Genomic DNA, 25417 nt, shown 5'->3' on the forward strand with positions numbered 1-25417 from the left:
ACAAGTGAGCCAGATCAAGATCGACGACCTGCCCGTCCGGGCCGAGCTGCGCGGCAAGTCCCCCTACGGCGCGCCCCAGCTCGACGTCCCCGTCCAGCTGAACACCAACGAGAACCCCTACCCGCTGCCCGAGCCGCTGGTGGCCCGGATCGCGGAGCGGGTCGCCGAGGCCGCCCGCGGCCTCAACCGCTACCCCGACCGCGACGCGGTCGAGCTCCGCACCGGGCTCGCCGCCTACCTCACCCGCACCGGGAAGCACCCGGTCGGCGTCGAGAACGTGTGGGCGGCCAACGGCTCCAACGAGGTCCTCCAGCAGCTCCTCCAGACCTTCGGCGGCCCCGGCCGCACCGCGATCGGCTTCGAGCCCTCGTACTCGATGCACGCCCTGATCGCCCGCGGCACCGGCACGGGCTGGATCTCCGGCCCGCGCAACGAGGACTTCACCATCGACGTGGAGGCGGCCGTCCAGGCCATCGCGGAGAACGCGCCGGACGTCGTCTTCATCACCTCGCCCAACAACCCCACCGGCACCGCCGTCGGGGCCGACACCGTCCTCGCCCTGTACGAGGCGGCCCAGGCGGCCAAGCCCTCGATGGTCGTCGTGGACGAGGCGTACGTGGAGTTCAGCCACCGCGACTCGCTGCTGCCGCTCCTGGAGGGCCGCCCGCACCTGGTGGTCTCCCGGACGATGTCGAAGGCCTTCGGCGCCGCCGGGCTCCGCCTCGGCTACCTCGCCGCCCACCCGGCCGTGGTCGACGCCGTCCAGCTGGTCCGCCTCCCGTACCACCTCTCGGCCGTCACCCAGGCCACCGCGCTCGCCGCCCTGGAGCACACCGACACCCTCCTCGGGTACGTCGAGCAGCTCAAGGCGGAGCGCGACCGGCTCGTCACCGAGCTGCGCGCCCTCGGCTGCGAGGTCACCGACTCCGACGCCAACTTCGTGCAGTTCGGGAAGTTCCCCGACACGCACGCGGCCTGGCAGTCGATCCTCGACCGGGGCGTCCTGGTCCGGGACAACGGCGTACCGGGATGGCTGCGGGTCACCGCAGGCACCCCCGAAGAGAACGACGCGTTCCTCGACGCGGTCCGTGAATTGATGAAGGAGCAGGAACGATGAGCCGCGTAGGCCGCGTTGAGCGCACCACCAAGGAGACCTCCGTCGTCGTCGAGATCGACCTCGACGGCACCGGAAAGGTCGACGTGTCGACCGGGGTCGGCTTCTACGACCACATGCTCGACCAGCTCGGCCGTCACGGGCTCTTCGACCTCACGGTCAAGACCGACGGCGACCTGCACATCGACTCGCACCACACCATCGAGGACACCGCCCTCGCCCTCGGCGCCGCCTTCAAGCAGGCCCTCGGCGACAAGGTCGGCATCTACCGCTTCGGCAACTGCACGGTCCCGCTGGACGAGTCGCTCGCCCAGGTCACCGTCGACCTCTCCGGCCGCCCGTACCTCGTGCACACCGAGCCCGAGACCATGGCGCCGATGATCGGCTCGTACGACACGACGATGACCCGGCACATCCTGGAGTCCTTCGTCGCCCAGGCCCAGATCGCGCTGCACGTCCACGTGCCGTACGGGCGCAACGCCCACCACATCGTGGAGTGCCAGTTCAAGGCCCTCGCCCGCGCGCTCCGCTACGCCTCCGAGCGCGACCCGCGCGCCGCCGGAATCCTCCCCTCCACGAAGGGCGCGCTCTAGTCGTGAACGGCCTCTCCACCATCCTGATCCTCGTCGGGCTCTTCCTGCTCGGCGGGATCTACTCCTTCGTCAAGCAGCAGATGCCCAAGGGCCTCATCGTCCTGCTCGCCTTCGGTGCCGCGATGTGCCTCTCCGCCGGAGTGCTGCGTCTGGACGTGTGGTCATGAGCACGGCCTCCCCGAAGAAGGTCGTCGTCTTCGACTACGGCTTCGGAAACGTGCGCTCCGCCGAGCGCGCGCTCGCCCGCGTCGGCGCCGACGTCGAGATCACCCGCGACTACGACACCGCGATGAACGCCGACGGGCTCCTCGTCCCCGGCGTCGGTGCCTTCTCCGCCTGCATGCAGGGCCTCAAGGAGGCCCGCGGCGACTGGATCATCGGCCGCAGGCTCGCCGGCGGCCGCCCGGTCATGGGCATCTGCGTCGGCATGCAGATCCTCTTCGCCCAGGGCATCGAGCACGGCGTGGAGACCGAGGGCCTCGACGAGTGGCCCGGTACGGTCGGACCGCTGAACGCCCCCGTCGTCCCCCACATGGGCTGGAACACGGTCGACGCGCCCGCCGACACCCAGCTCTTCGCGGGGCTCGACGCCGGCGACCGGTACTACTTCGTGCACTCCTACGCGGTGCGCGAGTGGACCCTGGAGGTCGGCAACAAGAACATCCGCGCCCCCAAGGTCAGCTGGGCCACCCACGGCGAGCCCTTCGTCGCGGCGGTGGAGAACGGCGCCCTGTGGGCGACGCAGTTCCACCCCGAGAAGTCCGGCGACGCCGGAGCCCAGCTCCTCACCAACTGGATCGGAACCCTGTGACCGTGCCGTCTAACAGCGTGCTCGAACTCCTCCCCGCCGTCGACGTCCGCGACGGCCAGGCCGTCCGGCTCGTCCACGGCGAGTCCGGCAGCGAGACCTCCTACGGCTCCCCGCTGGAGGCGGCCCTGGCCTGGCAGCGCGCCGGCGCCGAGTGGCTCCACCTCGTCGACCTGGACGCCGCCTTCGGCACCGGCGACAACCGCGACCTGGTCCGCCAGGTCACCGAGGCCATGGATATCAAGGTCGAGCTCTCCGGCGGCATCCGCGACGACGCCACGCTCGCCGCCGCCCTCGCCACCGGCTGCACCCGCGTCAACCTCGGCACCGCCGCCCTGGAGACCCCCGAGTGGGTCGCCAAGGTCATCGCCGAGCACGGCGACAAGATCGCCGTCGGTCTCGACGTGCGCGGCACGACCCTGCGCGGCCGCGGCTGGACCCGCGACGGCGGCGACCTGTACGAGACGCTCGCCCGCCTCGACTCGGAGGGCTGCTCCCGCTACGTCGTCACCGACATCGCCAAGGACGGCACCCTCCAGGGCCCCAACCTGGAGCTCCTGAAGAACGTCTGCGCGGCCACCGACAAGCCGGTCGTCGCCTCCGGCGGCGTGTCCTCCCTGGACGACCTCCGGGCCCTGTCCGGCCTGGTGCCGCTCGGTGTCGAGGGCGCGATCGTCGGCAAGGCGCTGTACGCCGAGGCGTTCACCCTCGAAGAGGCGCTCGCGGCGGTGAAGCCGTGACCTCCGAGGTCCGCAAGGTCGTCACCGGCGCTCCCTGGGAGGAGCAGTTCGGCTACTCCCGCGCGGTGGAACTCCCGAACGGCACCGTCCTGGTCTCCGGCTGCACGTCGGTGGTCGGCGGCCAGATCGCCGGGGGCGGCCCCCACGAGCAGACGGTCAACTCGTTCAACGTGGCCTTCGACGCGCTGAAGAAGCTGGGCCTGGGCCCGGAGCACGTCGTCCGCACCCGGATGTACATCACGCACGCCCGGGACGTGGACGAGGTCGGCCGCGCCCACAAGGAACTGTTCGACGCCGTCCGTCCCGCCGCGTCGATGATCATCGTCTCCGGTTTCGTCGACCCGAGCCTGGTCGTCGAGGTCGAGGTCGAGGCGTACCGGGGAGAGGAAGCATGAGCCTCGCCGTACGGGTGATCCCCTGCCTGGACGTGGACAACGGCCGGGTCGTCAAGGGCGTCAACTTCCAGAACCTGCGGGACGCGGGCGACCCCGTCGAGATGGCCAAGCTGTACGACGCCGAGGGCGCCGACGAGCTGACCTTCCTCGACATCACCGCCTCCTCCGGCAACCGGGAGACCACCTACGACGTGGTGCGCCGCACCGCCGAGCAGGTCTTCATCCCGCTCACGGTCGGCGGCGGCGTCCGCTCGGCCGAGGACGTCGACAAGCTGCTGCGGGCCGGTGCCGACAAGGTCGGCGTCAACACCGCCGCCCTCACGCGCCCCGAGCTGATCCAGGAGATCGCGGAGCGCTTCGGCCGGCAGGTGCTGGTGCTGTCCGTGGACGCGCGCCGCACCGCCTCGGGCTCCTTCGAGGTGACGACGCACGGCGGCCGCAAGGGCACCGGCATCGACGCCGTCGAGTGGGCGCACCGGGCCGCCGAGCTGGGCGCGGGGGAGATCCTGCTCAACTCGATGGACGCCGACGGTACGAAGGACGGCTACGACACCGAGATGATCGCGGCCGTGCGCAAGCACGTGACGGTCCCGGTGATCGCCTCGGGCGGCGCCGGCAGGCTCGCCGACTTCCCGCCGGCCGTGGCGGCAGGCGCGGACGCGGTGCTCGCGGCCTCCGTCTTCCACTTCGGCGACCTGCGGATCTCGCAGGTCAAGGACACGCTGCGGGAGGCGGGCCACCCGGTCCGCTGAACCGAGCCGTGCGAAGGGCCCCCTCGGGGGCCCTTCTTCTTTCCCGAACGCGCAGGATCTGTTGCGCAATTTTCGTTGCGCAAGTTTTCCTTCGCATCTAGGGTCGCTGTCATGACCTCGTCGGAGCACCGCCGGATCACCGATCTCGGCACCCTCAAAGCCATCGCGCACCCGCTGCGGATGCGCCTCTACCGCGCCCTCTTCGTGGCCCGCACGGCCACCGCCTCCCAGCTCGCCGAGCAGGTGGACGAGGCCGTCTCCCTCGTCAGCTACCACCTCCGCAAGCTCGCCGAGCACGGCCTCATCGAGGAGGCCGAGCCCCAGTCCTCCGACGGGCGCGAGCGCTGGTGGCAGCCCAGCTCGTACGGCTTCAGCATCCACGACGAAGACCTCCGCGACGCCCCCGAGCTCGCCGCCGCCGGCGCCGCCTTCGGCCGTACGATCGACGAGCAGCGCAAGCAGATGTACGCCCGCTTCCTCGACGAGCGGCACACCTGGTCCGAGGAATGGCGCGCCGCCTCGGTCAGCTCCGAGTGGCTGCCGCGCCTGACCGCCGCCGAACTCGCCTCCCTCGGCGGCGAGCTCGACGCGCTGCTCCGGAAGTACGACCAGGCGGCCCGCGCCGCCGAGGCCGCCGGCGACACCGAGGGCCGCGAGAACGTCGCCGTCCACCTCCACGGCTTCCCCTACCGGGGCTGAGCGGCGATGACCACGCTCACCGACACCACGGTGGCCCCCGCCCACCGCAACCCCCAGGTCCTGCGCTGGCTCGGCGCCTACACCGCCTCCACCCTCGGCGACAGCGTCTTCTACCTCGCCCTCTCCTGGACCGCAGTGAGCAGCGGCACCCCCGCCCAGGCGGGCCTCGTCACCGCCGTCTCCGCCGTGCCCCGCGCCCTGCTCCTGCTCGTCGGCGGAACGATCGCCGACCGCCTCGGCCCGCGCCGGGTCGTCATCGCCTCCGACACCGTCCGCTGCCTGGTCGTCCTCGGCCTCGCCGCGACCCTCTTCCTCGCGTCACCCGGCCTGTGGGCGCTCGCCGCCGTCGCCCTCGTCTTCGGTGTCGTCGACGCCGTCTTCCTGCCCGCCGTCGGCGCCCTGCCGCCCCGCATCGCCGCCCGCGACCAGCTCGCCCGCGTCCAGGGCATGCGCGGCCTCTCCTCCCGCCTCGGCGCCGTCCTCGGCGCCCCGCTGGGCGGCCTCGCCGTCGCCCTGGGCGGCTCCGCCACCGCCTTCGGCATCGCCGGGATCCTCTTCGCGCTCTCCCTGCCCCTGCTCCGCGCGCTCACGCTCCGCCCGCTGCCGCGCGAGGACGAGGCGCGTGACCGCACCGCCCTGCGCGACCTCGCCGACGGCCTGCGCTACCTCCGCGGCCACAGGTCGCTCGGCCCGCTGATGATCGTCGTCCTCCTCGCCGACCTCGGCTTCGCCGGCCCCCTCAACGTCGGCCTCGCGATCCTCTCCGACCAGCGCGGCTGGGGCGCCTCCGGCATCGGCTGGGTCCTCGCCGGCTTCGGCGTGGGCGCGGGAGGCGCCTCCCTCCTGCTGACCGTCAAGGGCCGCATACCCCGGGCCGGTGCCGTCATGGGCTGGACCATGCTGCTCGGAGCCGTGTCGATCGGCGCCCTCGCCCACCTCCCCGAGCTGCCCCTCGCCGTCCTCGTCGCGGTCTCCGTCGGACTGCTCGCCGGACTCTCCGGCGCCCTCTGCAACGCCCTCGTGCAGACCGAGTGCGACCCCGCCTACCTCGGCCGGGTGAGCGCCGTCTCCGGCCTCGGCAGCCTCGGCATCGCCCCGCTGAGCTTCCCGGTCACCGGCGCGGCCATCGGCCTCTGGGGCCCCGGCCCGGTCTTCGTCGTCAGCGCGGCGGTCTGCGCCCTGTCCGGCGCCTACGCCCTCGTGGTCCCGACCCTCCGCCGCGCCGAGCTGCCGACGTAGCCCCTCAGATCCCCAGCTGCTTCGTCTCCCGCAGCCGCTCGATCGCATCGGGCTCGCCCTCCAGGGCCACCTTCGCCGAGTCCTGGCGGCCGTACAGGTACATCACCAGCTCGCCCGGCTCCCCGGAGGCCGTCACCACCGGGGTGCCGCGGTGGGCGACCGCCGTCTGGCCGTTCGGGCGGCGCAGCACCAGGCCCACCGGGGCCTTGCGCCCGAGCAGCCGGGCCATCCGCTCCAGGCGGGCCCAGAGGGCGTCCGCGAAGACCGGGTCGAGCTCGCGCGCCGACCAGTCGGGCTGGGCCCGCCGGACGTCCTCCGCGTGCACGTAGAACTCGACGACGTTCGCCCCCTCGTCCACCTGCTTGATGGTGAACGGCGAGAAGCGCGGCGGACCCGTCCGGATGAGCTGGATCAGCTCCTCGTACGGCTTGGCGGCGAACTCCGCCTGCACCCGGTCCTGCCGCTCCTTCAGCACCGGTACGAGAGAACCCGCCGCCGCGTCGGGACGCCGCTCCCGCACCACCACATGGGCCGCGAGGTCCCGCGTCCGCCAGCCCTCGCAGAGCGTCGGCGCGTCCGGGCCCGCCGCCTCCAACAGATCGGCGAGCAGAAGCCGTTCACGTTTCGCATGGGTCGACATGCCCGCCAGCGTACGACCGGGGCCCGCGGTCCGCCCAGTGGACGCCCCGCCGGACACCACCCCGGAGCGCGGCACAATGGCGCCATGAGCAGCACGCCCCGGACCCCCAGCGACCTCGACCCGGCCATCGCCGCGCGCCTCAAGCGCAGCCCCGACGGCCTCGTCCCCGCCATCGCCCAGCAGTACGACACCGGCGAGGTGCTGATGCTCGGCTGGATGGACGACGAGGCCCTCCACCGCACCCTCACCACCGGCCGCTGCACCTACTGGTCCCGCAGCCGGAACGAGTACTGGGTCAAGGGCGACACCTCCGGGCACGTCCAGCACGTCAGGTCCGTCGCCCTCGACTGCGACGCCGACACCCTCCTCGTCAAGGTCGACCAGGTCGGAGCCGCCTGCCACACCGGCGCCCGCACCTGCTTCGACGCCGACGTGCTCCCCGTCTCCCAGTAAGGTCCCGTGCCATGGATCTCGAGACCTTCCGCAAGCTGGCGGCCGACCGCCGCGTCATCCCCGTCAGCCGCAGGCTCCTCGCGGACGGCGACACCCCGGTCGGGCTCTACCGCAAGCTCGCCGCCGAACGCCCCGGCACCTTCCTCCTCGAATCCGCGGAGAACGGCCGCAGCTGGTCCCGGTACTCCTTCGTCGGAGTCCGCAGCGACGCCACCCTGACGGTGAAGGACGGACAGGCCCACTGGCTGGGCACCCCGCCCGTCGGCGTCCCCGTCGACGGCGACCCGCTCGCCGCCCTGCGCGCCACCGTCGAGACCCTCCACACCCCCCGCGACCTCGCGTCGGGGATGCCCCCCTTCACCGGCGGCATGGTCGGCTACCTCGGCTACGACATCGTCCGCCGCCTGGAGAAGATCGGGGACTCCACCCGCGACGACCTGGAGCTCCCCGAGCTCACCATGCTCCTCACCAGCGACCTCGCGGTCCTCGACCACTGGGACGGCTCGGTCCTGCTGATCGCCAACGCGATCAACCACAACGACCTGGAGACCGGCATCGACGAGGCGTACGCGCACGCCGTCGCCCGCCTCGACGCCATGGAGGCCGACCTGGCCCGCCCGGTCGAGACCGTGCCGGCCGCCCTGCCGCCGTCCGAGCTCCCCGCCTTCTCGGCCCTCTGGGGCGGACGGGCCTACCAGGACGCCGTCGAGGACATCAAGGAGCGCATCCGCGCCGGCGAGGCCTTCCAGGTCGTGCCCTCGCAGCGCTTCGAGACCGCCTGCACCGCCACCGCGCTCGACGTCTACCGGGTCCTGCGGGCCACCAACCCGTCCCCGTACATGTACCTCTTCCGCTTCGAGAACGGCTTCGACGTCGTCGGCTCCTCGCCCGAGGCCCTCGTCAAGGTCGAGGACGGCCGGGCGATGCTCCACCCCATCGCCGGCACCCGGCACCGCGGCGCCACCCCGCAGGAGGACCACGACCTCGCCGAGGAGCTGCTCGCCGACCCCAAGGAGCGCGCCGAGCACCTCATGCTCGTCGACCTCGGCCGCAACGACCTCGGCCGGGTCTGCGCGCCCGGCTCGGTGGAGGTCGTCGACTTCATGTCGATCGAGCGGTACTCGCACGTCATGCACATCGTCTCCACCGTCACCGGCGAGGTCGCCGAGGGCCGCACCGCCTTCGACGTCCTCACCGCCTGCTTCCCCGCCGGGACGCTCTCCGGCGCGCCCAAGCCCCGCGCCATGCAGATCATCGAAGAGCTCGAACCCTCCCGGCGCGGCCTCTACGGCGGATGTGTCGGTTATCTCGATTTCGCCGGAGACGCGGACACCGCCATCGCCATCCGCACCGCGCTGCTCCGGGACGGAACGGCGTACGTGCAGGCCGGGGCGGGTGTCGTCGCCGACTCCGACCCGGTCGGCGAGGACGACGAGTGCCGCAACAAGGCCGCGGCCGTGCTCCGCGCCGTCCACACCGCCAACCGGATGAACGCCGGCTGAGCCCGTAGGGGATAGTGGGGTACGTGAGTGCCGTACCCGTACCCCAGCCCCGGGCCGCCCGCGTGGCCGTCCCCACCGGCGGCCGCCGCAGCCTGGCCGCGGCCCTCCTCCTCGGCGCCCTCGGCGCCACCGTCGTCCTGCTCTCCGCGGGCCAGATCTGGGCGGAGGGCACCGCGTCCGTCGGCGGCGGCACCGTCCCCGTCCAGGCCGACGGCGCCGCCGTCACCGGCGTGCCGACCGCCCTGGCGATCGTCGGCCTCGCCGCGCTCTTCGCCGTCTTCGCCGTCCGGCGCACCGGCCGCACCCTCGTCTCCGCGCTCCTCGCGCTCAGCGGCGCGGGCGCCGCGCTCGCCGCCGTCCTCGGCGCCTCCGACAGCTCCGCGCTCGACGCCGAGGCGGCCAGGATCAGCGGCGACACCGCCGCCGCCGTCGCCGGCCTCACCCACACCGCCTGGCCGTACGTGACCGCCGCCGGCGCCCTCCTCATCCTGCTCGCCGGCCTCCTCGCCCTGCGGTTCGGCAAGGACTGGCCGGCGATGGGCGGACGCTACGAGCGCTCCGGCACCCCGCGCGCCGCGCGCAGGGCCCCCACGACCGACCCGGACCGGCCCGAGGACCTCTGGAAGGCCCTGGACCGCGGCGAGGACCCGACCCAGGGAGCCTGAGCGGGGGAGCGGTAGCGCGACGCGTGATCGTCCCGGTACCCCCGATTCATCCTCGCGCGCCCGTGTGCGGGACAATGAGCGCCGAGTGTCCGCGCACGCGAGACCCTCACCATCGAGCAACTGCAACGAGGAGCAACTCATGGCGGGCAGCGCCCACGGACACACCCCGGCCGCCTGGACCGGTGTCATCATCTCCTTCATCGGCTTCTGCATCGCCGGCGTCTTCATGGTGGCCGCGAACGTGCCCGCTTTCTGGGCCGGCGTGGGCGTCATCGTCCTCGGCGGCATCGTCGGCGGCGCGATGAAGGTGGCCGGCCTCGGCATGCCGAAGGAGTCGGCGGCCGTCACCGCCGCCCGCGAGGCCGCGACCGCGACCGTCCGGGCCCGCGCCTGACGCGACACGACGCATCCGAGGGCGCAGTCCGGCGGTGCCGGGCTGCGCCCTCGCGCGTCAGGGGCGAGAATCACCGCGTGGACCCGCAGCCGACGGCCCCGGCCGTGACCGATTCCCCCACCCACCCGGGTGAACCCGCACGACCGGATGCCACGGCAGCGGAGCCCGACCCGCCCGTGGACGGGCGTGACGGTGCCCCCGGCGCCGCCGGCGCGCTGCCCGCACCCTCGTCGTGGCCGGGCGGCCCCGTACCGCCGGGGCACGCCCCCGCGGACGCCTCCTGGACCGGCCCCTACGCGCCGCCGCCGCCCCCGGCCCGCCCGCTCGCACGGCGGCTGCTCGCACCGGCCGGCACCCTCGCCGGAGTCGCCGCCGCCTTCGCCTACGTCGGGACCGTCGACCCCAACGAACCCGGCCACTACCCCGTCTGCCCGCTTCTCCGCTTCACCGGCCTCTACTGCCCCGGCTGCGGCGGGCTCCGCAGCGCCCACGCGTTCGTCCACGGCGACCTCCCGGCCGCCCTCGGCGCCAACGCGCTCGCCGTCGTCGGCTACGGGATCTTCGCCGTCGTCATGGTCGTCTGGCTGGTTCGCGCCGTCCGCGGAGCGCCCATGCGCCTCGCGGTCTCCCCGTACCTGTGGTGGGGGGTCGGCGCCGTCCTCGCCCTCTTCACCCTGGTCCGGAACCTTCCCTTCGGCTCCGCGCTGGCCCCCTGAGGGCCCCCGCGGGCCCGCGGGGACCCCGTCGGGAGTCCCAGCAGATGGGACGCCACTCCGGCCGATGCGAGTCCGGGGCCGTCCTGCGGATAGGATCGAAGTGGCTGAACCTGGTTCATCAACATCGTCACCGTCCCGGAAGGGGGCCCCTCGCGTGAGTGTGCTCGACGAGATCATCGACGGCGTGCGCGCCGACCTCGCAGAGCGGCAGGCGCGGGTCACCCTCGACGAGCTCAAGGAGCGCGCCGCCAAGGCGCCGCAGGCCAAGGACGGCGTCGCCGCACTGCGCGGCGACGGCGTCAAGGTGATCTGCGAGGTCAAGCGCTCCAGCCCGTCCAAGGGCGCGCTCGCCGCGATCGCCGACCCGGCAGGTCTCGCCGCGGACTACGAGGCCGGCGGCGCCGCCGTCATCTCCGTCCTCACCGAACAGCGCCGCTTCGGCGGCTCGCTCGCCGACCTGGAGGCCGTCCGCGCCCGGGTCGACATCCCGGTGCTGCGCAAGGACTTCATCGTCACCGCGTACCAGCTCTGGGAGGCACGGGCGTACGGAGCCGACCTCGCGCTCCTCATCGTCGCCGCCCTGGAGCAGGAGGCCCTCGTCTCCCTCATCGAGCGTGCCGAGTCCATCGGGCTCACCCCGCTCGTCGAGGTCCACGACGAGGAGGAGGTCGAGCGCGCCGTCGACGCGGGCGCCCGCATCATCGGCGTCAACGCGCGGAACCTGAAGACCCTCAAGGTCGACCGCTCCACCTTCGAGCGCGTCGCCCCGGAGATCCCCGCGCACATCGTCAAGGTCGCCGAGTCCGGCGTCCGCGGCCCGCACGACCTCATCGCCTACGCCAACCAGGGTGCCGACGCGGTCCTCGTCGGCGAGTCCCTCGTCACCGGCCGCGACCCGAAGGCCGCCGTCGCCGACCTCGTCGCCGCCGGCGCCCACCCGGCCCTGCGCCACGGCCGGAGCTGACCGCGCCATGACCCCCCGCCACGACACGCCGACACCCCCGGGCAGCGCCCGGGGGGCGCTCGGCGCGCCGTCGGCGACCTCCGTGGGGCGCCGCCGCCTGCTCCGTACGGCCGCGTCCGTCCCCGCCCACGCCCCCCTGGCCCGGGGCTGCCGCCCGCGCGGCTGCCGCGCACCCGCCCGCCGCGTCCACGGCCGCCGGGTGCGGTACGTCATCGGCTCCGAGCCCGGCCAGGTCAACGGCATGCGATGGCGCCCGCGCCTCGCGCGCGTTCTCACGTACGACGTCTGAGCACCCCGCTGCCCGTGTGGGCAATCGTTCCGCAGGGCGGAACGCATGCCCACAACGGGGGCGACGCTGCCGTACACGAGGGACCCGCGCGCATAACGTGACCATCGACCCCACGTATCCCGGGGCACCCCGCCCCGCGAGGAGCATCCGCATGTCCAGCGAGTTCTTCATTCCCGACCCGGACGGTCAGGTCCCCACCCCCGAGGGCTACTTCGGCACCTTCGGCGGCAAGTTCATCCCGGAGGCGCTCGTCGCCGCCGTCGACGAGGTCGCCGTCGAGTACGAGAAGGCCAAGGCCGACCCCGAGTTCGCCCGCGAGCTCAACGACCTGATGGTCAACTACACCGGCCGGCCGAGCGCCCTCACCGAGGTCCCCCGGTTCGCCGAGCACGCCGGCGGTGCCCGGATCTTCCTCAAGCGCGAGGACCTCAACCACACCGGCTCGCACAAGATCAACAACGTGCTCGGGCAGGCCCTCCTGACCAAGCGCATGGGCAAGACGCGGGTCATCGCGGAGACCGGCGCCGGCCAGCACGGCGTGGCCACCGCCACCGCCTGCGCCCTCTTCGGCCTCGAGTGCACCATCTACATGGGCGAGATCGACACCCAGCGCCAGGCCCTCAACGTGGCCCGGATGCGGATGCTCGGCGCCGAGGTCGTGGCCGTGAAGTCCGGCAGCCGGACCCTCAAGGACGCCATCAACGAGGCCTTCCGCGACTGGGTCGCCAACGTCGACCGGACGCACTACCTGTTCGGCACCGTCGCGGGACCGCACCCCTTCCCCGCCATGGTCCGCGACTTCCACCGGGTCATCGGCGTCGAGGCCCGCCGCCAGATCCTGGAGCGCGCCGGGCGCCTGCCCGACGCGGCCATCGCCTGCGTCGGCGGCGGCTCCAACGCCATCGGGCTCTTCCACGCCTTCGTCCCGGACGCGGACGTCCGCCTCATCGGCTGCGAGCCGGCCGGCCACGGCGTCGAGACCGGCGAGCACGCGGCCACCCTCACCGCCGGCGAGCCCGGCATCCTCCACGGGTCCCGCTCCTACGTCCTCCAGGACGAGGAGGGCCAGATCACCGAGCCGTACTCGATCTCCGCCGGACTCGACTACCCCGGCATCGGCCCCGAGCACGCGTACCTCAAGGACAGCGGCCGCGGCGAGTACCGGGCCGTCACCGACGACGCCGCCATGCAGGCGCTGCGGCTGCTCTCCCGCACGGAGGGCATCATCCCGGCCATCGAGTCGGCGCACGCCCTCGCCGGGGCCCTGGAGGTCGGCAAGGAGCTCGGCAAGGACGCCCTGCTCCTGGTCAACCTCTCCGGGCGCGGCGACAAGGACATGGACACGGCCGCCCGCTACTTCGGGCTGTACGACGGGGAGGGCTCCCGGTGACGACCGGAAACATCCAGCTGCTCGGCGACACCCTCGCCAAGGCCAAGGCCGAGAACAGGGCCGCGCTCATCGCGTACCTGCCGGCCGGCTTCCCGACGGTCGACGGCGGCATCGCCGCGATCAAGGCCGTCTTCGACGGGGGCGCCGACATCGTCGAGGTCGGGCTCCCGCACAGCGACCCGGTCCTCGACGGCCCGGTCATCCAGACCGCCGACGACATCGCCCTGCGCGGCGGCGTGAAGATCGCCGACGTCATGCGGACGGTCCGCGAGGCCCACGCCGCCACCGGCAAGCCGGTCCTCGTCATGACGTACTGGAACCCGATCGACCGGTACGGCGTCGAGCGCTTCACCCAGGAGCTCGCCGAGGCCGGCGGCGCGGGCTGCATCCTGCCCGACCTCCCGGTCCAGGAGTCCGCCCTCTGGCGCGAGCACGCCGACAAGCACGGTCTCGCGACCGTCTTCGTCGTCGCGCCCAGCAGCAAGGACGAGCGCCTCGCCACCATCACGGCGGCCGGCTCCGGCTTCGTCTACGCCGCCTCCCTCATGGGCGTCACCGGCACCCGCGAGTCGGTCGGCGAGTCCGCCGCGGACCTGGTCCGCCGCACCCGCGCCACCTCCGGGATCCCCGTCTGCGTGGGACTCGGCGTCTCCAACGCAACGCAGGCGCGTGAGGTCGCGGCCTTCGCCGACGGCGTCATCGTCGGCTCCGCGTTCGTGAAGCGGATCCTCGACGCCGACGGCGACGAGGCGGCCGGGCTCACCGCCGTAAGGGAACTGGCGGCCGAACTCGCCGAGGGCGTCCGCCGCGCTTCGTAGCCCGTTCGGGTGGACATGGGACCGGGGAGGCGCGCATGTGCCTCCCCGGTTCGTTGCCTGGGGCGTGAGCGAGAAGAACAGCGGTGACGGTAACCGGAGCGCGCGGGAGCGCCTCCAGCAGCAGCGCGAGCGCGACAAGGCCCGCGAGAAGCAGCGGCGCGTCCTGATCGTGTCGGCGGCGGTGGTCGGTGTCCTCGGCCTGGCCGCGATCGTCGGAGTGATCGCCGCCGGCGGCGACAAGGACGGCGGCTCCGACAAGGCGGGACCGGTGGTCGCGCCGACCGGAGCGACCGACGAGGACGCCAAGCCCGCCATCCCCACGGGCAAGGCGGACGCCCCGTCGACGCTCACGATCTGGGAGGACTTCCGCTGCCCGGCGTGCGCCCAGTTCGAGAACGTCATGCGGGACTCGATCCACGAGCTGGAGGCCTCCGGCGCACTCAAGGCCGAGTACCACCTCGCCACCCTCATCGACGGGAACATGGGCGGCAGCGGCTCGCTGCGGGCGGCCAACGCCGCCGCGTGCGCCCAGGACGCGGGGAAGTTCACCGCGTACCACGACACGCTCTACGTCAACCAGCCGCCCGAGACGGACGACGCCTACGGGAAGAACGAGAAGCTGATCGAGCTGGCGGCGAAGGTGCCGGGGCTCGACACGCCCGCCTTCCGCAGCTGTGTGAACGACGGCACCCACGACACCTGGGTGAAGAAGTCGAACGAGGCCTTCCAGAACGGCGGCTTCCGCGGCACCCCGTCCGTCCTCCTCAACGGCGAGTCGATCTTCCCGACCAAGGGGAACGAGCAGATCTCCCCGGAGAACCTCAAGAAGTGGGTCGCCGAGGCCAACAAGGGCAAGAAGGCGGGCACCGCCTCCCCGTCGGCGGGCTAGCCACGGCCGGTCCGGACGATTGGTTACCCAGAAGTTGCCGGGCGGGCTGCCGTCCCGCCCGTCCGGCAGGGTAGCGTCGGACCTGCCATGGACCTTGCCTACATTCCCAGCCCGTCGACCGGCGTGATCCACCTCGGACCGATCCCGCTGCGCGGCTATGCCTTCTGCATCATCATCGGTGTCTTCGTTGCCGTCTGGCTCGGCAACAAGCGCTGGATCGCCCGGGGCGGCACCGCCGGCACCGTGGCCGACATCGCCGTCTGGGCGGTGCCCTTCGGCCTCGTCGGCGGACGCCTGTACCACGTGATCACCGACTACCAGCTGTACTTCAGCGAGGGTGAGAACTGGGTCGACGCCTTCAAGATCTGGGAGGGCGGCCTCGGCATCTGGGGCGCCATCGCGCTCGGCGCGGTGGGCGCCTGGATCGGCTGCCGCCGCCGGGGCATCGCGCTCCCGGCCTACGCCGACGCCATCGCCCCCGGCATCGCCTTCGCCCAGGCCATCGGCCGCTGGGGCAACTGGTTCAACCAGGAGCTCTACGGCAAGCCGACCGACCTGCCCTGGGCGCTGAAGATCAGCGCCGGTGTGAACCGGGAGGCCGGGCTCTACCACCCGACGTTCCTCTACGAGTCGCTGTGGTGCGTCGGCGTCGGCTTCCTCGTCATCTGGGCCGACCGCCGCTTCAAGCTCGGCCACGGCCGCGCCTTCGCCCTCTACGTCGCCGCCTACTGCGCGGGCCGCGTCTGGACCGAGTACCTGCGCGTCGACGAGGCGCACCACGTCCTCGGCCTGCGCCTGAACGTGTGGACGGCGATCATCGTCCTCCTGCTCGCGGTCGTCTACCTGGTGCTCTCGGCGCGGCTGCGTCCGGGCCGTGAGGAGACCGTGGAGCCGAGGAAGGCCGAGGAGAGCGAGAAGCGCGCGAAGGCGGAGAAGGACGCGGACGCCGACGGCGCCGCGGACGCGGAGCCGAAGGACGCCACCGCGGACGCCGACACGGACACGGACCCCGCGACGTCCGGGGAACCCGATGCGGAGAAGTCGGGGAACGGCGCCGGATCGGCCGCCAAGAGCTGATCACTCCTGATCGGAGGGCCGTCGGGACCGAGAGGTCCCGGCGGCCCTTTCGCGTGCGTCACCCCGCGCGGGCCGCGAGGGCGAGGATCCGGCGCGCGCCCTCCACCACCGCCGCGTCGACGAAGCGGCCGTCCGGCAGGGCGAGGGCCCCCTGCTCCGGCGAGGCCGCCTCCACGACCTCACGGGCCGCGTCGATCTCCTGCGGGGTCGGGAGATAGGCGCGCTCGATCACCGGGAGCTGACGGGGGTGGATGGCCGCCCGGCCGAAGAAGCCCATGGCCCGGCCCCGGGCGCAGCCGGCGGCCAGCGCGTCCAGGTCGCCGACGTCCGGGTGGACCGACTGGACGGGCGGCGGGAGGGCGGCCGCCCGGGCCGCGACCACCACCCGCCCGCGCGGCCAGTCGAGGCCGCTGTCCTCGCGTACCCCCAGGTCGGCGCGGAGGTCGGCCTCGCCGAGGGAGATGCCGCGCACGGCGGGGTGGGCGGTGGCGATCGCGTAGGCGTGCTCCACGGCGAGGGCGTTCTCCAGGAGCGGGTAGAGGGACAGGCCCGGGGCGAGGCCGGCGATCCGGTGGATGTCGGTGGCGTGTGTCACCTTGGGTACACGGATGCCGCGGAGGCCGGGGAGGGGGGCCAGGGTGGGGATGTCGTGCGGGGTGTGGACGCGGACGTGCACCGGGACGGGGTGCTCGTCGGCGAGGAGGTCGGCCGTGGCGTCGAGGGCGTACGCCTTGCGGTGCGGGGCGACGGCGTCCTCCAGATCGACGATCACGACGTCGGCGCCGGACGCCAGGGCCTTGCGGACCACCTCGGGGCGGTCGCCGGGGGCGTACAGCCAGGTGAGGGGCGCGCGCGGGGGTGCCGTGGCCTGCGGGGCGGCGGGCGCGCCGGGCGCTTCGCCCGCACCGGTCCGTGGGCACGGGCCCGTCCGGCCGCCCGCGCCGGTCCGTTCGTCCGCACGGGTCCGTTCGTCCGCGCGGGCCCGTTCGTCCGCACCGGTCCGTTCGCTCGCGCCCGTCCGTTCGTTCTCGGCGGGGCCGCTGAGAGGGCTCATACCGCTCCTTGCTCGCGGAGGGCGTCGATCTCGGCGGGGCCGAGGCCGAGTTCGGTGAGGACGGCGGTGGTGTCCGCGCCGTGCGGCCGGCCGGACCAGCGGATGCCTCCGGGGGTCTCGGAGAGCCGGAAGAGGACGTTCTGCATCCTGATCGGGCCGAGCTCGGGATCCTCCACCTCGGTCACCGTGCGGAGCGCCTGGTACTGCGGATCGGCGACGACGTCCCGGATGTCGTAGACGGGGGCGATGGCCGCCTCCGCCTTCTCGAACGCCGCCATCGCCTCGTCACGGGTGTGGCGGGCGATCCACGAGCCGACCGCCTCGTCGAGGACGTCCGCGTGCTCGGCCCGGCCCGTGCCGTCGGCGAACCACGGCTCGTCGATCAGCTCCGGACGGCCGACGAGCCGCAGCACCCGCTCGGCGATCGACTGGGCGGAGGTGGAGACGGCGACCCAGGAGCCGTCGGCGGTCCGGTAGGTGTTGCGCGGGGCGTTGTTGCGGGAGCGGTTGCCGGTCCGGGGCTGGACGTATCCGAGCTGGTCGTACCAGAGGGGGTGGGGTCCGATGACGGAGAGCATCGGTTCGATGATCGCCATGTCGACGACCTGGCCGCGGCCGGTCGCGGTCCTGGCGGTGAGCGCGGTCATCACCGCGTACGCCGTGGCGAGGGCGGCGACGGAGTCGGCGAGGCCGAAGGGGGGCAGGGTCGGCGGGCCGTCCGGCTCGCCGGTGATCGCGGCGAAGCCGCTCATCGCCTCGGCGAGGGTGCCGAAGCCGGGGCGGTGGGCGTACGGCCCGAACTGGCCGAAGCCGGTGACCCGGGCGAGCACCAGACGCGGGTTGACCGTGGAGAGCTCCTCCCAGCCCAGACCCCAGCGCTCCAGGGTGCCGGGGCGGAAGTTCTCCACGATGACGTCCGCGTCGGCGGCGAGCGCCAGGAGGGTGTCGCGGCCGCCCGGCGAGGAGAGGTCGAGGGTGATCGCCCGCTTGTTCCGGCCGAGGACCTTCCACCACAGGCCGATGCCGTCCTTGGCGGGGCCGTGGCCGCGGGAGGGGTCCGGCTTGCGGGGGTGCTCGACCTTGACGACGTCGGCGCCGAAGTCGCCCAGCATCATGGCCGCGAGGGGGCCGGCGAACAGGGTCGCGAGATCCAGGACGCGCAGCCCCCGCAGGGGCCCCGTGGGGTCGTCCGGCGCGGTGGGGTTCTCCGGCACGGCGGCCGGGGCGTGGGGGGTCATACGGCGTCCGCCTCCAGGATGTGGGGGGAGCGGAAGGCGCCTTCGATCTCGACGCGGTACGGCATCGACGTCGACGCGCCCTCGCGCTGGACGGAGAGCGCGGCGGCCGTCTGCGCCCAGGCGAGCGCCTCCGGGGCGGGACGGCCCTCCCCGAGCGCGACCGCGAGGGCGCCGACGAAGGTGTCGCCCGCCCCCGTGGTGTCCACGGCCCGCACCCGGGGCGCGGGCACCGTGAGCGGTTCGGCGCCGCGTGCCGCGTACAGGCTGCCGGCCGCGCCCAGGGTGACGACCACCTCGGGGACGTCCCGCAGCAGGGCCTGCGCGGCGGCGCGCGGGTCGGTGAGCCCGGTGAGCGCGGCGGCCTCGTGCTCGTTGGGGACCAACAGGTCGGTGGCGGCGAGGAGTTCCGGCGGCAGGGGCTGTGCGGGGGCGGGGGTGAGGACGGTGCGGACGCCGAGTCGGCGAGCGGTGACGGCGCCCTCGACGACCACGGAGAGGGGCAGTTCGAGCTGGAGGAGCAGGGTGTCGGCGGTGCCGATGAGGGCCTCGTCGCCGTGCGAGAGGGAGGTGAGGGTGCCGTTCGCTCCGGGGACGACGACGATCGCGTTGCCGCCGTCGTCGTCGACGACGACATGGGCGGTGCCGGAGGAGCCCTCGGCGGTGCGCAGCAGATCGGTGTCCACCGCGCAGTGCTCCAGGGTGGCGCGGAGCCGTGCCCCGAAGTCGTCGGTGCCGACCGCCCCGATCATCGCCACCTCGGCGCCCGCGCGGGCCGCGGCGACCGCCTGGTTGGCCCCCTTGCCGCCGGGGATCGTACGGAAGGAGCGGCCGGTCACCGTCTCCCCCAGGGCGGGGGCCCGCGGCACGTAGGTGACGAGGTCCATGTTCGTGCTGCCGAGCACGACGATGCTGGTCATGGGCGTACTGCCTCCGTGTGTGTCAGTTCGGCCAGGGTGTCGAAGCCGATGCCGTCGAAGGACGCCACCGAGGTCGACAGACGGTTCTTGAGAGGGGACGTCCAGCGCTCGGGCAGCCGGTCGGGGTGGCCGGCGAGCAGTCCGGCGACCGAACCGGCGGTGGCGCCGTTGGAGTCGGTGTCCCAGCCGCCCGAGACCGCCGCGCAGACGGAGCGCGAGAAGTCGCCGTCGGCGTGGGTGAGCGCGGCGGCGAGGAGCGCGGCGTTGGGGACGGCATGCACCCAGTGGTACCCGCCGAGTTCGGCGTGCAGGCGGTCGACGACGGCCTCGAAGTCGCCCGTGGCGCGGGCCGCCGTGACGCCCAGCCGGACGGCCGCCGCCAGGCGCGAGCGCGGCGGGATCACACCGAGGCCCGCGGCGAGCGACCGGTGGACGTCCGTGGTGCCGGTCGCGGCGGCGGCGAGGGTGCCGGCGACGAACATGGCGCCGTAGACGCCGTTGGCGGTGTGGGTGAGCACCGCGTCCCGGTGCGCCTGGGCGGCGGCGGCCACCGGGTCGCCGGGGTGGGTCCAGCCGTGGACGTCGGCCCGGATCTGGGCGCCGATCCACTCGCGGAAGGGGTTGCGGCGGACAGCGGTCAGCGGGGGCTCCACGCCGTCCAGGAGGTTGCGGTAGGCGACGCGCTCGGCCGTGAAGGTGCGGCCGGCGGGGAGTTCGTCGAGCCAGAGGCGGGCGACGTCGGCGGTGGTGAAGTCGCGGCCGTACCGCTTCAGGAGCAGCAGGTTGAGGAGGGGGTAGTTGAGGTCGTCGTCCTCGGGCATGCCGTCGATGTTCTCGGCGAGGGAGGTGCCGGCCGACCGGCGGTTCCAGGGGTGGGCGGCGAGCAGCCCGGGCGGGACGCCGCGGGCCGTGAACCAGGTGGTGAGCGGCCAGTTGCCGGAGGCGCGGGCGAGGGCGCGGAGGGCGGGCAGGGGGAGCTTCTCGACGGGCTTGCCGAGCAGGCACCCGACGGCTCTTCCGAGCCAGGCGGCGTGGAGCCGGTCGCGGAGGGCGGCTGTCCCCGCACCCCGACCGGCGCCGGACGTCAGGTGCTCGCGCAGGCGCGGGAGCCCGGGCGCGGCCGTCGTCAGGGCACGGATCGCGGGGAGGGCGGTGGGTTCGTGGGCCGACAGGGGCGACGGGAGGGACGCCAGGGTGTCCAGGAGCTCTTCCGCGAGACCGCGGAGGTCCGGGCGGGGGACGTCCGAGGCACCGGCCGAGGGCGGCGCCGGGGGGCCGCCCGCCTCCGCCCAGCGGGCCGCGGGGGCGTGCGCGTCCCGGCCGTCCTCCGTCGCCTGACGGAGCTCGTGGCCGACCAGGTCCTCCGGCTGGACCCAGGTCAGGCGGAGGGTCACCGGTCCGCGCTCGTCAGCGTCGCGAAGGCCGCCTCGTGGGTCCGGCGGACGTCCCTGTCCCGGGCGAAGACCTCACGGGCCACCTCCGTCAGCGCCCGCGCCGGGGCGTGCAGGTCCAGACGGCTCGCCTCGGCCACCTGCTTCGCCCACGCGGCGGGCACGGCGGACTCGCCGTGCAGGGCGCCCGCGATCGCGCCCGCCATGGTGGCGATGGAGTCGCAGTCGCGGCCGTAGTTGACCGCGCCCAGGACGGTGCGGCGGAAGTCGCCGCCGCCGACGAGCAGCATGCCGAGGGCGATCGGGAGTTCCTCGATCGCGTGCAGGCGGGAGGGGCGGCGGGCGCCGAGGGACGGGGCGCGGTAGTCGGGCCCGACCGTGTCGAAGGGGGCCACCGCCCTGCGGAGGGGGATCAGCGCGGTCTCGAAGTCCGTGTGGTCGGCGGCGACTTCGACGACGGCCCTGATCGCGTCACGCGTCCCGTCCTTGGCCAGGGACAGCGCCGCGGCCACCACCGACGCCGGTGTCGCGCCCGGGGCGCAGGCCGCCGCGACCGCCGCCGCGAAGACGCCCGCCGCCTCGCGGCCGTACGAGGACTGGTGCGCGCCCGTCAGATCGATCGCCTCGGCGTACGCGGCCGCCGGATGGGCTGCGTTGACGAGGCCGACCGGCGCCACGTACATCGCGGCGCCGCAGTTGACGATGTTGCCGTTGCCGGCCTCGCGGGGGTCCGCGTGCCCGTAGTGGAGCCGGGCCACGATCCACTTCTCGGCGAGGAAGATCCGCTGGAGGGGGAGTGCCTCGGCCTCCAGCTCCGGGATCCAGACGGGGGATCCCATGAGTTCGGGGACGAGGTGGTCGGCGACCGCGTACGCGTCGAGGTGGCCGCGGACCTTCTCGTACACCCGGATCAGCGCGTGGGTCATCAAGGTGTCGTCGGTGACGTGCCCGTCGCCCTTGTGGTACGGCGCGATGGGCCGGGCGGTGCGCCACTCGCCGCCGTTCCAGGGCCCGACGATCCCGGTGACGCGGCCGCCGTGCCGCTCCACGATCTGTTCGGGGGTGTAGCCCTCCACGGGGCCGCCGAGCGCGTCGCCGACGGCGGCCCCGAGGAGGCTGCCGGTGATCCGGTCATCCAGGGTGGGCACATCCAGTGTGGGTGTCATGTCGGAATTGTCCACCTGGGGCGGCCGGTTCCGTGGCTCCCAGCAGCCCGGCGAGTTCCACCAGGTCCGTACCCGCGAGCCGGGGGAGCGCGCAGCCCGCGAGCGTCCGGCACGCCTCCCGCCAGCTCGCCGGGACCGAACGGCCGCCGCCCAGCGCACCGGTGAGCGCGCCCGCGAGCGCCGGGGCCGAGTCGGCGACCCGGGAGAGGCAGGCGGCGGCCGGTACCGCAGCCGTCATCTCGCCCCGGGCGGCGGTGGCGAGGGCCAGGGCGACCGGGACGGTCTCGGCGGCGGCGATGCCGTAGCTGTAGACGTGGTCCACGATCTGGTGCTCCAGGAGCGGGACCAGCTCGAACGCCGACTCGGCGGCCCGGGCCAGGGTGACCGCGTACCGGGCGTTGCGGCCGATCTCGGTGGCGGGCGGCAGTTCGGCGAGCGCCGCCTCGACGGCCTCGTCGACCGTCGCCCCGCCGAGTGCCGCGGCGACGGCCGCCGCCGTCGCGCGGGCGCCGTGGACGCCGTCGCCGTCCTGGGTGTAGCGCGCGTCGAACTCGGCGAGTCCGGCGGCCGCGCGGGGGTCGCCGGGGTGGACGACGGCGAGGACCGCGGCCCGCACGCAGGCCGCGTCGTCGAAGAAGTGCGGGTTGTCGTGGCCCGTGGCGGGCGGGCGCAGTCCGGTGGCGAGGTTGCCGAGGCCCGCGCGGACCGAGATCCGGGCGCGGAGCGGGAGCACGGCCGACTCCACCTCGGGGGCGCGGTCCGCGGCGGCGGCGACCTGGCCCGCGAGCGCGTTCCAGGCCAGGTCGACGGCGGCGCGCGGACGGCGCTCCGGCGGGAGGCCGGCGAAGAGCGGGCCCGAGGCGGCGAGGACCGCCTCGGCGGTGAAGGCCGCCCACTCGGCGTCGTCGGAGGGGCCGAGGCGCAGGGGCTCGGGCGGCTGGTTGAGGGCGATGGGGACGGGGAGGGTGGTCGTCGCGTTCTGCTCGGCGAAGGTGTCGAGTTCGCGGGTGAGGCGGCGGGTCCATTCGGGCATGCGGGCGGCGCGGTGCCGGGCGGCGGGCCAGCCGGCGGCGTCGCCCGCGGCGATCCCGAGCAGCAGGCCCTCCGTCCTGTCGCGGGTCGCCCTGCGGGGGGCGTCGGGGTGCGGGGCGGTCTGGGCGGTGCCCCAGGAGCCGGTGCCGCGGACGGGGGCGGGGCCCTGCGCGAAGCCCTGCGGGGCGAGGCTCGATTCGTCGGCGCCCGGCACCGGGGTGAGGTCCTGCGGAGGCAGTCCCAGTGCCTCCGTGCCCCGCGACGGGGTGTGGTCCTGCGGGTCACCGAGCAACGGGCCGGAACCCGGTACTGGGGGCTGTGCCCACCCGTCCCGCCCTGCGGGACGATTGCCCACAGCCCGGGCGGCGGCGACGGTGTCCGGCCCCGGGGTTCCGTTCACAGCCGGCGCGGCTGCGACGGTGTCCGATCCCGGGATCCCGCCCGCAGTCGTCACGTCCGCGCTCATGCCGCCTCCTCCGGGGTCAGCAGGTCCGCGATGTCCAGGACGTGGTAGCCGCGCATCGACGGGAGGCAGCTGCCCGTCACCGGGGCGATCGCCGAGGCCCAGTCCCGCGGGATCGTGTCCACGCCGCCCGCCGCGCCCGCCAGGGCGCCCGCCACCGCGGCCGTCGTGTCGGCGTCGCGGCCCATGTTGACCGCCGTGAGCACCGCCGTACGGAAGTCGCCCCGGGCCGCCGCGAAGGCGCCGAACGCCAGCCCGACCGCCTCCGGTGCCAGGTCCGTCCAGGGGTAGCCGCCGATGACGACCGCCGAGCGGACCTGGCGTTCCCGGGTGAGCGGGTCCGGCTGGACGCGCTGGGCCGCGACGACCGCGCGGCGCAGCGAGCGGGCCGTCCAGGAGTCCATCGGGACGACCGAGAGGGCCGCCGCGATCACGGACGTGACGCTCGCACCCGTCATCGCCGCCGCCACGCCCGCCGCCACCGCCTGGCCGCCGTAGATGCCCTCGCCGTCGTGGCTGACGCTGCCGTCGATCGCGACGAGCCGGGCCGCCTCCGCGGGGCGGCCCGCCGCGAACACCCCGAAGGGTGCCGCGCGCATCGCGAGGCCGTCGCTCCACGCGTGGCGGTGCTGGGCCGAGATGGGGGCCGCCAGGCCCCGGCGCAGGTTCTCCAGGGTGCCGCGCTCGGAGAAGCCCGCGCCGCGGAACGGGCCCTCGTCGAGATCGGCGATCCAGTGGTGCCAGGCGCGTTCCACGTGGTGGACGGTGAGGGCGGACCCGTGCCGGGCGAGGAGCAGCGCCGAGAAGATCGCGTACTCCGTGTCGTCGGTGCCCGCCGGGCTGTCCGTCACGAAGCCCTCGATGCGGCCCCAGCGGCGGCGGATCTCGGAGGGCCGCATGTTCTCGGCGGGCGCGCCGAGCGCGTCGCCGACGGCAAGGCCGAGGAGCGCCCCTCGCGCCCGTTCACGCGTGTCGCAGGCCGTGCTGTTCACCATCTCGCGCCCCTTCCTCGGTGGAGGCGCCGACAGCGGCGCCCCGATGCCTGGATCTGTGCCACCCCGGGCCGCGAACTCGCCGAAGAAACGTCTCTGTCACCCGGCTGACACCTCGCCAGATAGGGGTGACCTCAGTGAGGCGGGCCTTAGTAAGTACGGCCTGGCTTGCTGGCGGGCCCCTTACATCGCGCGTATTTTCGAGGGTGTTGGGGGCGGCGGGTGCATCCCTGCCCGCCGGAACGAGGGGAGAGCCATGTCCATCATCGAAGCTCAGGCGCCACTGCACGAGGCCCACCGCGACAACCACACGCACCGCGACGTGAACGGCGGTTGGCTGCGCCCGGCGGTGTTCGGCGCGATGGACGGACTCGTCTCCAACCTCGCCCTGATGACCGGTGTCGCCGGTGGCTCGGTCTCCTCGCAGACCGTGGTCATCACCGGCCTCGCGGGCCTCGCGGCCGGAGCCTTCTCCATGGCGGCCGGCGAGTACACCTCCGTCGCCTCGCAGCGCGAGCTCGTCCAGGCGGAACTGGACGTCGAGCGCCGCCAGTTGCGCAAGCACCCCGTCGACGAGATGGAGGAGCTCGCCGCGCTCTACGTCTCCCGGGGCGTCGAGCCCAAGCTCGCCCGCGAGGTCGCGATGCAGCTGTCGAAGGACCCCGAGCAGGCGCTGGAGATCCACGCCCGCGAGGAGCTCGGCATCGACCCGGACGACCTGCCGTCGCCGATGGTCGCCGCCGTCTCGTCCTTCGGGTCCTTCGCGCTCGGCGCGCTCCTCCCCGTGCTGCCGTTCCTGCTCGGGGCGACCGCGCTCTGGCCCGCCGTCCTGCTCGCCCTCGTCGGGCTCTTCGCCTGCGGCGCCCTGGTGGCCCGCGTGACCGCCCGCGGCTGGCTCTTCAGCGGCATGCGCCAGCTCGTCCTGGGTGGTGCCGCCGCGGCCGTCACGTACGGGCTCGGCATGCTCTTCGGGGCCGCGTTGTAGCCCCCTGGGGGGTGTGCGGATTCCGTACCCACGCAGAAGACC

Annotated in this window: 29 protein-coding genes; 21 read left to right on the plus strand and 8 right to left on the minus strand. The window is 74.0% G+C overall.

Going from position 1 to position 25417, the window contains the following annotated elements; genetic code table 11:
• The first annotated feature begins 4 nt into the window (after positions 1 to 4).
• The 9 genes from ACFV2S_RS08015 to ACFV2S_RS08055 all read left to right on the plus strand — a co-directional run bounded on the left by ACFV2S_RS08015 (position 5) and on the right by ACFV2S_RS08055 (position 6340).
• Positions 5 to 1117, plus strand: a complete 1113-nt coding sequence (locus tag ACFV2S_RS08015) for a histidinol-phosphate transaminase (RefSeq protein ID WP_385555312.1) — start codon at positions 5 to 7, stop codon at positions 1115 to 1117.
• Entirely contained in the window at positions 1114 to 1707 is a 594-nt protein-coding gene (gene hisB, locus ACFV2S_RS08020; protein WP_056560681.1) for an imidazoleglycerol-phosphate dehydratase HisB, read from the plus strand. The genes ACFV2S_RS08015 and hisB overlap by 4 nt, the downstream gene beginning before the upstream one ends.
• Before the next feature lie 2 nt (positions 1708 to 1709).
• Positions 1710 to 1874 carry a hypothetical protein gene (locus ACFV2S_RS08025; protein WP_383795617.1) on the plus strand — a complete coding sequence of 55 codons (165 nt, stop codon included), beginning with the start codon at positions 1710 to 1712 and terminating at the stop codon, positions 1872 to 1874.
• Entirely contained in the window at positions 1871 to 2518 is a 648-nt protein-coding gene (gene hisH, locus ACFV2S_RS08030) for an imidazole glycerol phosphate synthase subunit HisH (RefSeq protein WP_385555314.1), read from the plus strand. Before ACFV2S_RS08025 ends, hisH begins: the two co-directional genes overlap by 4 nt.
• Before the next feature lie 2 nt (positions 2519 to 2520).
• The gene (priA, locus tag ACFV2S_RS08035) at positions 2521 to 3255 is read left to right on the plus strand and encodes a bifunctional 1-(5-phosphoribosyl)-5-((5-phosphoribosylamino)methylideneamino)imidazole-4-carboxamide isomerase/phosphoribosylanthranilate isomerase PriA (RefSeq protein WP_385555316.1); all 735 of its coding nucleotides are present in this window, start codon (positions 2521 to 2523) and stop codon (positions 3253 to 3255) included.
• A complete protein-coding gene (locus ACFV2S_RS08040) occupies positions 3252 to 3650 on the plus strand; it encodes a RidA family protein (RefSeq protein ID WP_385555317.1) in 399 nt (132 codons plus the stop codon). Before priA ends, ACFV2S_RS08040 begins: the two co-directional genes overlap by 4 nt.
• Positions 3647 to 4402, plus strand: coding sequence for an imidazole glycerol phosphate synthase subunit HisF (gene hisF, locus ACFV2S_RS08045; protein ID WP_385555319.1), 756 nt, complete (start codon positions 3647 to 3649; stop codon positions 4400 to 4402). The genes ACFV2S_RS08040 and hisF overlap by 4 nt, the downstream gene beginning before the upstream one ends.
• 111 nt (positions 4403 to 4513) lie before the next feature.
• A complete protein-coding gene (locus ACFV2S_RS08050; RefSeq protein ID WP_385555321.1) occupies positions 4514 to 5101 on the plus strand; it encodes an ArsR/SmtB family transcription factor in 588 nt (195 codons plus the stop codon).
• Between the two features lie 6 nt (positions 5102 to 5107).
• Positions 5108 to 6340, plus strand: a complete 1233-nt coding sequence (locus ACFV2S_RS08055) for an MFS transporter (protein WP_385555323.1) — start codon at positions 5108 to 5110, stop codon at positions 6338 to 6340.
• 4 nt (positions 6341 to 6344) lie between these two features.
• Here ACFV2S_RS08055 and ACFV2S_RS08060 read toward each other — a convergent pair whose 3' ends face one another.
• Positions 6345 to 6980, minus strand: a complete 636-nt coding sequence (locus tag ACFV2S_RS08060) for a TIGR03085 family metal-binding protein (protein WP_383795596.1) — start codon at positions 6978 to 6980, stop codon at positions 6345 to 6347.
• A gap of 84 nt (positions 6981 to 7064) precedes the next feature.
• Here ACFV2S_RS08060 and hisI point away from each other — a divergent pair, with 84 nt between their 5' ends.
• The 11 genes from hisI (at position 7065) to lgt (ending at position 16137) form a co-directional block, all read left to right on the plus strand.
• Entirely contained in the window at positions 7065 to 7433 is a 369-nt protein-coding gene (gene hisI / locus ACFV2S_RS08065; protein WP_352019037.1) for a phosphoribosyl-AMP cyclohydrolase, read from the plus strand.
• An 11-nt stretch (positions 7434 to 7444) separates the two neighbouring features.
• Positions 7445 to 8935 (plus strand): anthranilate synthase component I, encoded by a 1491-nt coding sequence (locus tag ACFV2S_RS08070; protein WP_385555326.1) that lies wholly within the window; start codon positions 7445 to 7447, stop codon positions 8933 to 8935.
• 14 nt (positions 8936 to 8949) lie between these two features.
• Positions 8950 to 9600, plus strand: coding sequence for a TIGR02234 family membrane protein (locus ACFV2S_RS08075; protein WP_385555329.1), 651 nt, complete (start codon positions 8950 to 8952; stop codon positions 9598 to 9600).
• A gap of 139 nt (positions 9601 to 9739) precedes the next feature.
• Positions 9740 to 9994 carry an HGxxPAAW family protein gene (locus tag ACFV2S_RS08080; protein WP_385555330.1) on the plus strand — a complete coding sequence of 85 codons (255 nt, stop codon included), beginning with the start codon at positions 9740 to 9742 and terminating at the stop codon, positions 9992 to 9994.
• Positions 9995 to 10170: 176 nt separating this feature from the next.
• The gene (locus ACFV2S_RS08085; RefSeq protein ID WP_385555332.1) at positions 10171 to 10710 is read left to right on the plus strand and encodes a DUF2752 domain-containing protein; all 540 of its coding nucleotides are present in this window, start codon (positions 10171 to 10173) and stop codon (positions 10708 to 10710) included.
• A gap of 154 nt (positions 10711 to 10864) precedes the next feature.
• Positions 10865 to 11674 carry an indole-3-glycerol phosphate synthase TrpC gene (trpC, locus tag ACFV2S_RS08090; protein WP_383795582.1) on the plus strand — a complete coding sequence of 270 codons (810 nt, stop codon included), beginning with the start codon at positions 10865 to 10867 and terminating at the stop codon, positions 11672 to 11674.
• A 7-nt stretch (positions 11675 to 11681) separates the two neighbouring features.
• The gene (trpM, locus tag ACFV2S_RS08095; RefSeq protein ID WP_385555334.1) at positions 11682 to 11963 is read left to right on the plus strand and encodes a tryptophan biosynthesis modulator TrpM; all 282 of its coding nucleotides are present in this window, start codon (positions 11682 to 11684) and stop codon (positions 11961 to 11963) included.
• Between the two features lie 151 nt (positions 11964 to 12114).
• The gene (trpB, locus tag ACFV2S_RS08100) at positions 12115 to 13353 is read left to right on the plus strand and encodes a tryptophan synthase subunit beta (RefSeq protein ID WP_385555336.1); all 1239 of its coding nucleotides are present in this window, start codon (positions 12115 to 12117) and stop codon (positions 13351 to 13353) included.
• Positions 13350 to 14171, plus strand: a complete 822-nt coding sequence (gene trpA / locus ACFV2S_RS08105) for a tryptophan synthase subunit alpha (protein ID WP_385555338.1) — start codon at positions 13350 to 13352, stop codon at positions 14169 to 14171. Before trpB ends, trpA begins: the two co-directional genes overlap by 4 nt.
• A 64-nt stretch (positions 14172 to 14235) precedes the next feature.
• Positions 14236 to 15060, plus strand: coding sequence for a DsbA family protein (locus ACFV2S_RS08110; RefSeq protein ID WP_385555340.1), 825 nt, complete (start codon positions 14236 to 14238; stop codon positions 15058 to 15060).
• Positions 15061 to 15147: 87 nt separating this feature from the next.
• Positions 15148 to 16137, plus strand: a complete 990-nt coding sequence (gene lgt / locus ACFV2S_RS08115; RefSeq protein ID WP_385555342.1) for a prolipoprotein diacylglyceryl transferase — start codon at positions 15148 to 15150, stop codon at positions 16135 to 16137.
• Positions 16138 to 16195: 58 nt separating this feature from the next.
• Here lgt and ACFV2S_RS08120 read toward each other — a convergent pair whose 3' ends face one another.
• From ACFV2S_RS08120 to ACFV2S_RS08150, 7 genes are all read right to left on the minus strand, one after another.
• Entirely contained in the window at positions 16196 to 16972 is a 777-nt protein-coding gene (locus ACFV2S_RS08120; protein WP_385555734.1) for an HpcH/HpaI aldolase/citrate lyase family protein, read from the minus strand.
• 215 nt (positions 16973 to 17187) lie between these two features.
• The gene (locus ACFV2S_RS08125; protein WP_385555344.1) at positions 17188 to 18429 is read right to left on the minus strand and encodes a CaiB/BaiF CoA transferase family protein; all 1242 of its coding nucleotides are present in this window, start codon (positions 18427 to 18429) and stop codon (positions 17188 to 17190) included.
• Positions 18426 to 19346, minus strand: coding sequence for a ribokinase (gene rbsK, locus ACFV2S_RS08130; RefSeq protein ID WP_385555346.1), 921 nt, complete (start codon positions 19344 to 19346; stop codon positions 18426 to 18428). The genes ACFV2S_RS08125 and rbsK overlap by 4 nt, the downstream gene beginning before the upstream one ends.
• Positions 19343 to 20740 (minus strand): ADP-ribosylglycohydrolase family protein, encoded by a 1398-nt coding sequence (locus ACFV2S_RS08135; protein WP_385555348.1) that lies wholly within the window; start codon positions 20738 to 20740, stop codon positions 19343 to 19345. The genes rbsK and ACFV2S_RS08135 overlap by 4 nt, the downstream gene beginning before the upstream one ends.
• Positions 20737 to 21903, minus strand: coding sequence for an ADP-ribosylglycohydrolase family protein (locus tag ACFV2S_RS08140; RefSeq protein WP_385555350.1), 1167 nt, complete (start codon positions 21901 to 21903; stop codon positions 20737 to 20739). The genes ACFV2S_RS08135 and ACFV2S_RS08140 overlap by 4 nt, the downstream gene beginning before the upstream one ends.
• Positions 21869 to 23401, minus strand: coding sequence for an ADP-ribosylglycohydrolase family protein (locus ACFV2S_RS08145; RefSeq protein ID WP_385555352.1), 1533 nt, complete (start codon positions 23399 to 23401; stop codon positions 21869 to 21871). Before ACFV2S_RS08145 ends, ACFV2S_RS08140 begins: the two co-directional genes overlap by 35 nt.
• The gene (locus tag ACFV2S_RS08150; RefSeq protein ID WP_385555354.1) at positions 23398 to 24393 is read right to left on the minus strand and encodes an ADP-ribosylglycohydrolase family protein; all 996 of its coding nucleotides are present in this window, start codon (positions 24391 to 24393) and stop codon (positions 23398 to 23400) included. The genes ACFV2S_RS08145 and ACFV2S_RS08150 overlap by 4 nt, the downstream gene beginning before the upstream one ends.
• Before the next feature lie 253 nt (positions 24394 to 24646).
• Between ACFV2S_RS08150 and ACFV2S_RS08155 the strand changes: the two genes are divergently transcribed.
• Positions 24647 to 25375, plus strand: coding sequence for a VIT1/CCC1 transporter family protein (locus ACFV2S_RS08155; RefSeq protein ID WP_385555356.1), 729 nt, complete (start codon positions 24647 to 24649; stop codon positions 25373 to 25375).
• Positions 25376 to 25417: the final 42 nt, after the last annotated feature.

This window comes from Streptomyces sp. NPDC059695 (assembly GCF_042733785.1).
Taxonomy (GTDB): domain Bacteria; phylum Actinomycetota; class Actinomycetes; order Streptomycetales; family Streptomycetaceae; genus Streptomyces.

Coding starts and splice junctions, on each gene's coding strand:
- hisB (WP_056560681.1), top strand. CDS start 1,114: ATGAGCCGCGTAGGCCGCGTTGAGCGCACCACCAAGGAGACCTCCGTC.
- hisH (WP_385555314.1), top strand. CDS start 1,871: ATGAGCACGGCCTCCCCGAAGAAGGTCGTCGTCTTCGACTACGGCTTC.
- hisF (WP_385555319.1), top strand. CDS start 3,647: ATGAGCCTCGCCGTACGGGTGATCCCCTGCCTGGACGTGGACAACGGC.
- ACFV2S_RS08050 (WP_385555321.1), top strand. CDS start 4,514: ATGACCTCGTCGGAGCACCGCCGGATCACCGATCTCGGCACCCTCAAA.
- ACFV2S_RS08055 (WP_385555323.1), top strand. CDS start 5,108: ATGACCACGCTCACCGACACCACGGTGGCCCCCGCCCACCGCAACCCC.
- ACFV2S_RS08060 (WP_383795596.1), bottom strand. CDS start 6,980: ATGTCGACCCATGCGAAACGTGAACGGCTTCTGCTCGCCGATCTGTTG.
- hisI (WP_352019037.1), top strand. CDS start 7,065: ATGAGCAGCACGCCCCGGACCCCCAGCGACCTCGACCCGGCCATCGCC.
- ACFV2S_RS08070 (WP_385555326.1), top strand. CDS start 7,445: ATGGATCTCGAGACCTTCCGCAAGCTGGCGGCCGACCGCCGCGTCATC.
- ACFV2S_RS08080 (WP_385555330.1), top strand. CDS start 9,740: ATGGCGGGCAGCGCCCACGGACACACCCCGGCCGCCTGGACCGGTGTC.
- trpM (WP_385555334.1), top strand. CDS start 11,682: ATGACCCCCCGCCACGACACGCCGACACCCCCGGGCAGCGCCCGGGGG.
- trpB (WP_385555336.1), top strand. CDS start 12,115: ATGTCCAGCGAGTTCTTCATTCCCGACCCGGACGGTCAGGTCCCCACC.
- lgt (WP_385555342.1), top strand. CDS start 15,148: ATGGACCTTGCCTACATTCCCAGCCCGTCGACCGGCGTGATCCACCTC.
- ACFV2S_RS08125 (WP_385555344.1), bottom strand. CDS start 18,429: ATGACCCCCCACGCCCCGGCCGCCGTGCCGGAGAACCCCACCGCGCCG.
- rbsK (WP_385555346.1), bottom strand. CDS start 19,346: ATGACCAGCATCGTCGTGCTCGGCAGCACGAACATGGACCTCGTCACC.
- ACFV2S_RS08140 (WP_385555350.1), bottom strand. CDS start 21,903: ATGACACCCACACTGGATGTGCCCACCCTGGATGACCGGATCACCGGC.
- ACFV2S_RS08145 (WP_385555352.1), bottom strand. CDS start 23,401: ATGAGCGCGGACGTGACGACTGCGGGCGGGATCCCGGGATCGGACACC.
- ACFV2S_RS08150 (WP_385555354.1), bottom strand. CDS start 24,393: ATGGTGAACAGCACGGCCTGCGACACGCGTGAACGGGCGCGAGGGGCG.
- ACFV2S_RS08155 (WP_385555356.1), top strand. CDS start 24,647: ATGTCCATCATCGAAGCTCAGGCGCCACTGCACGAGGCCCACCGCGAC.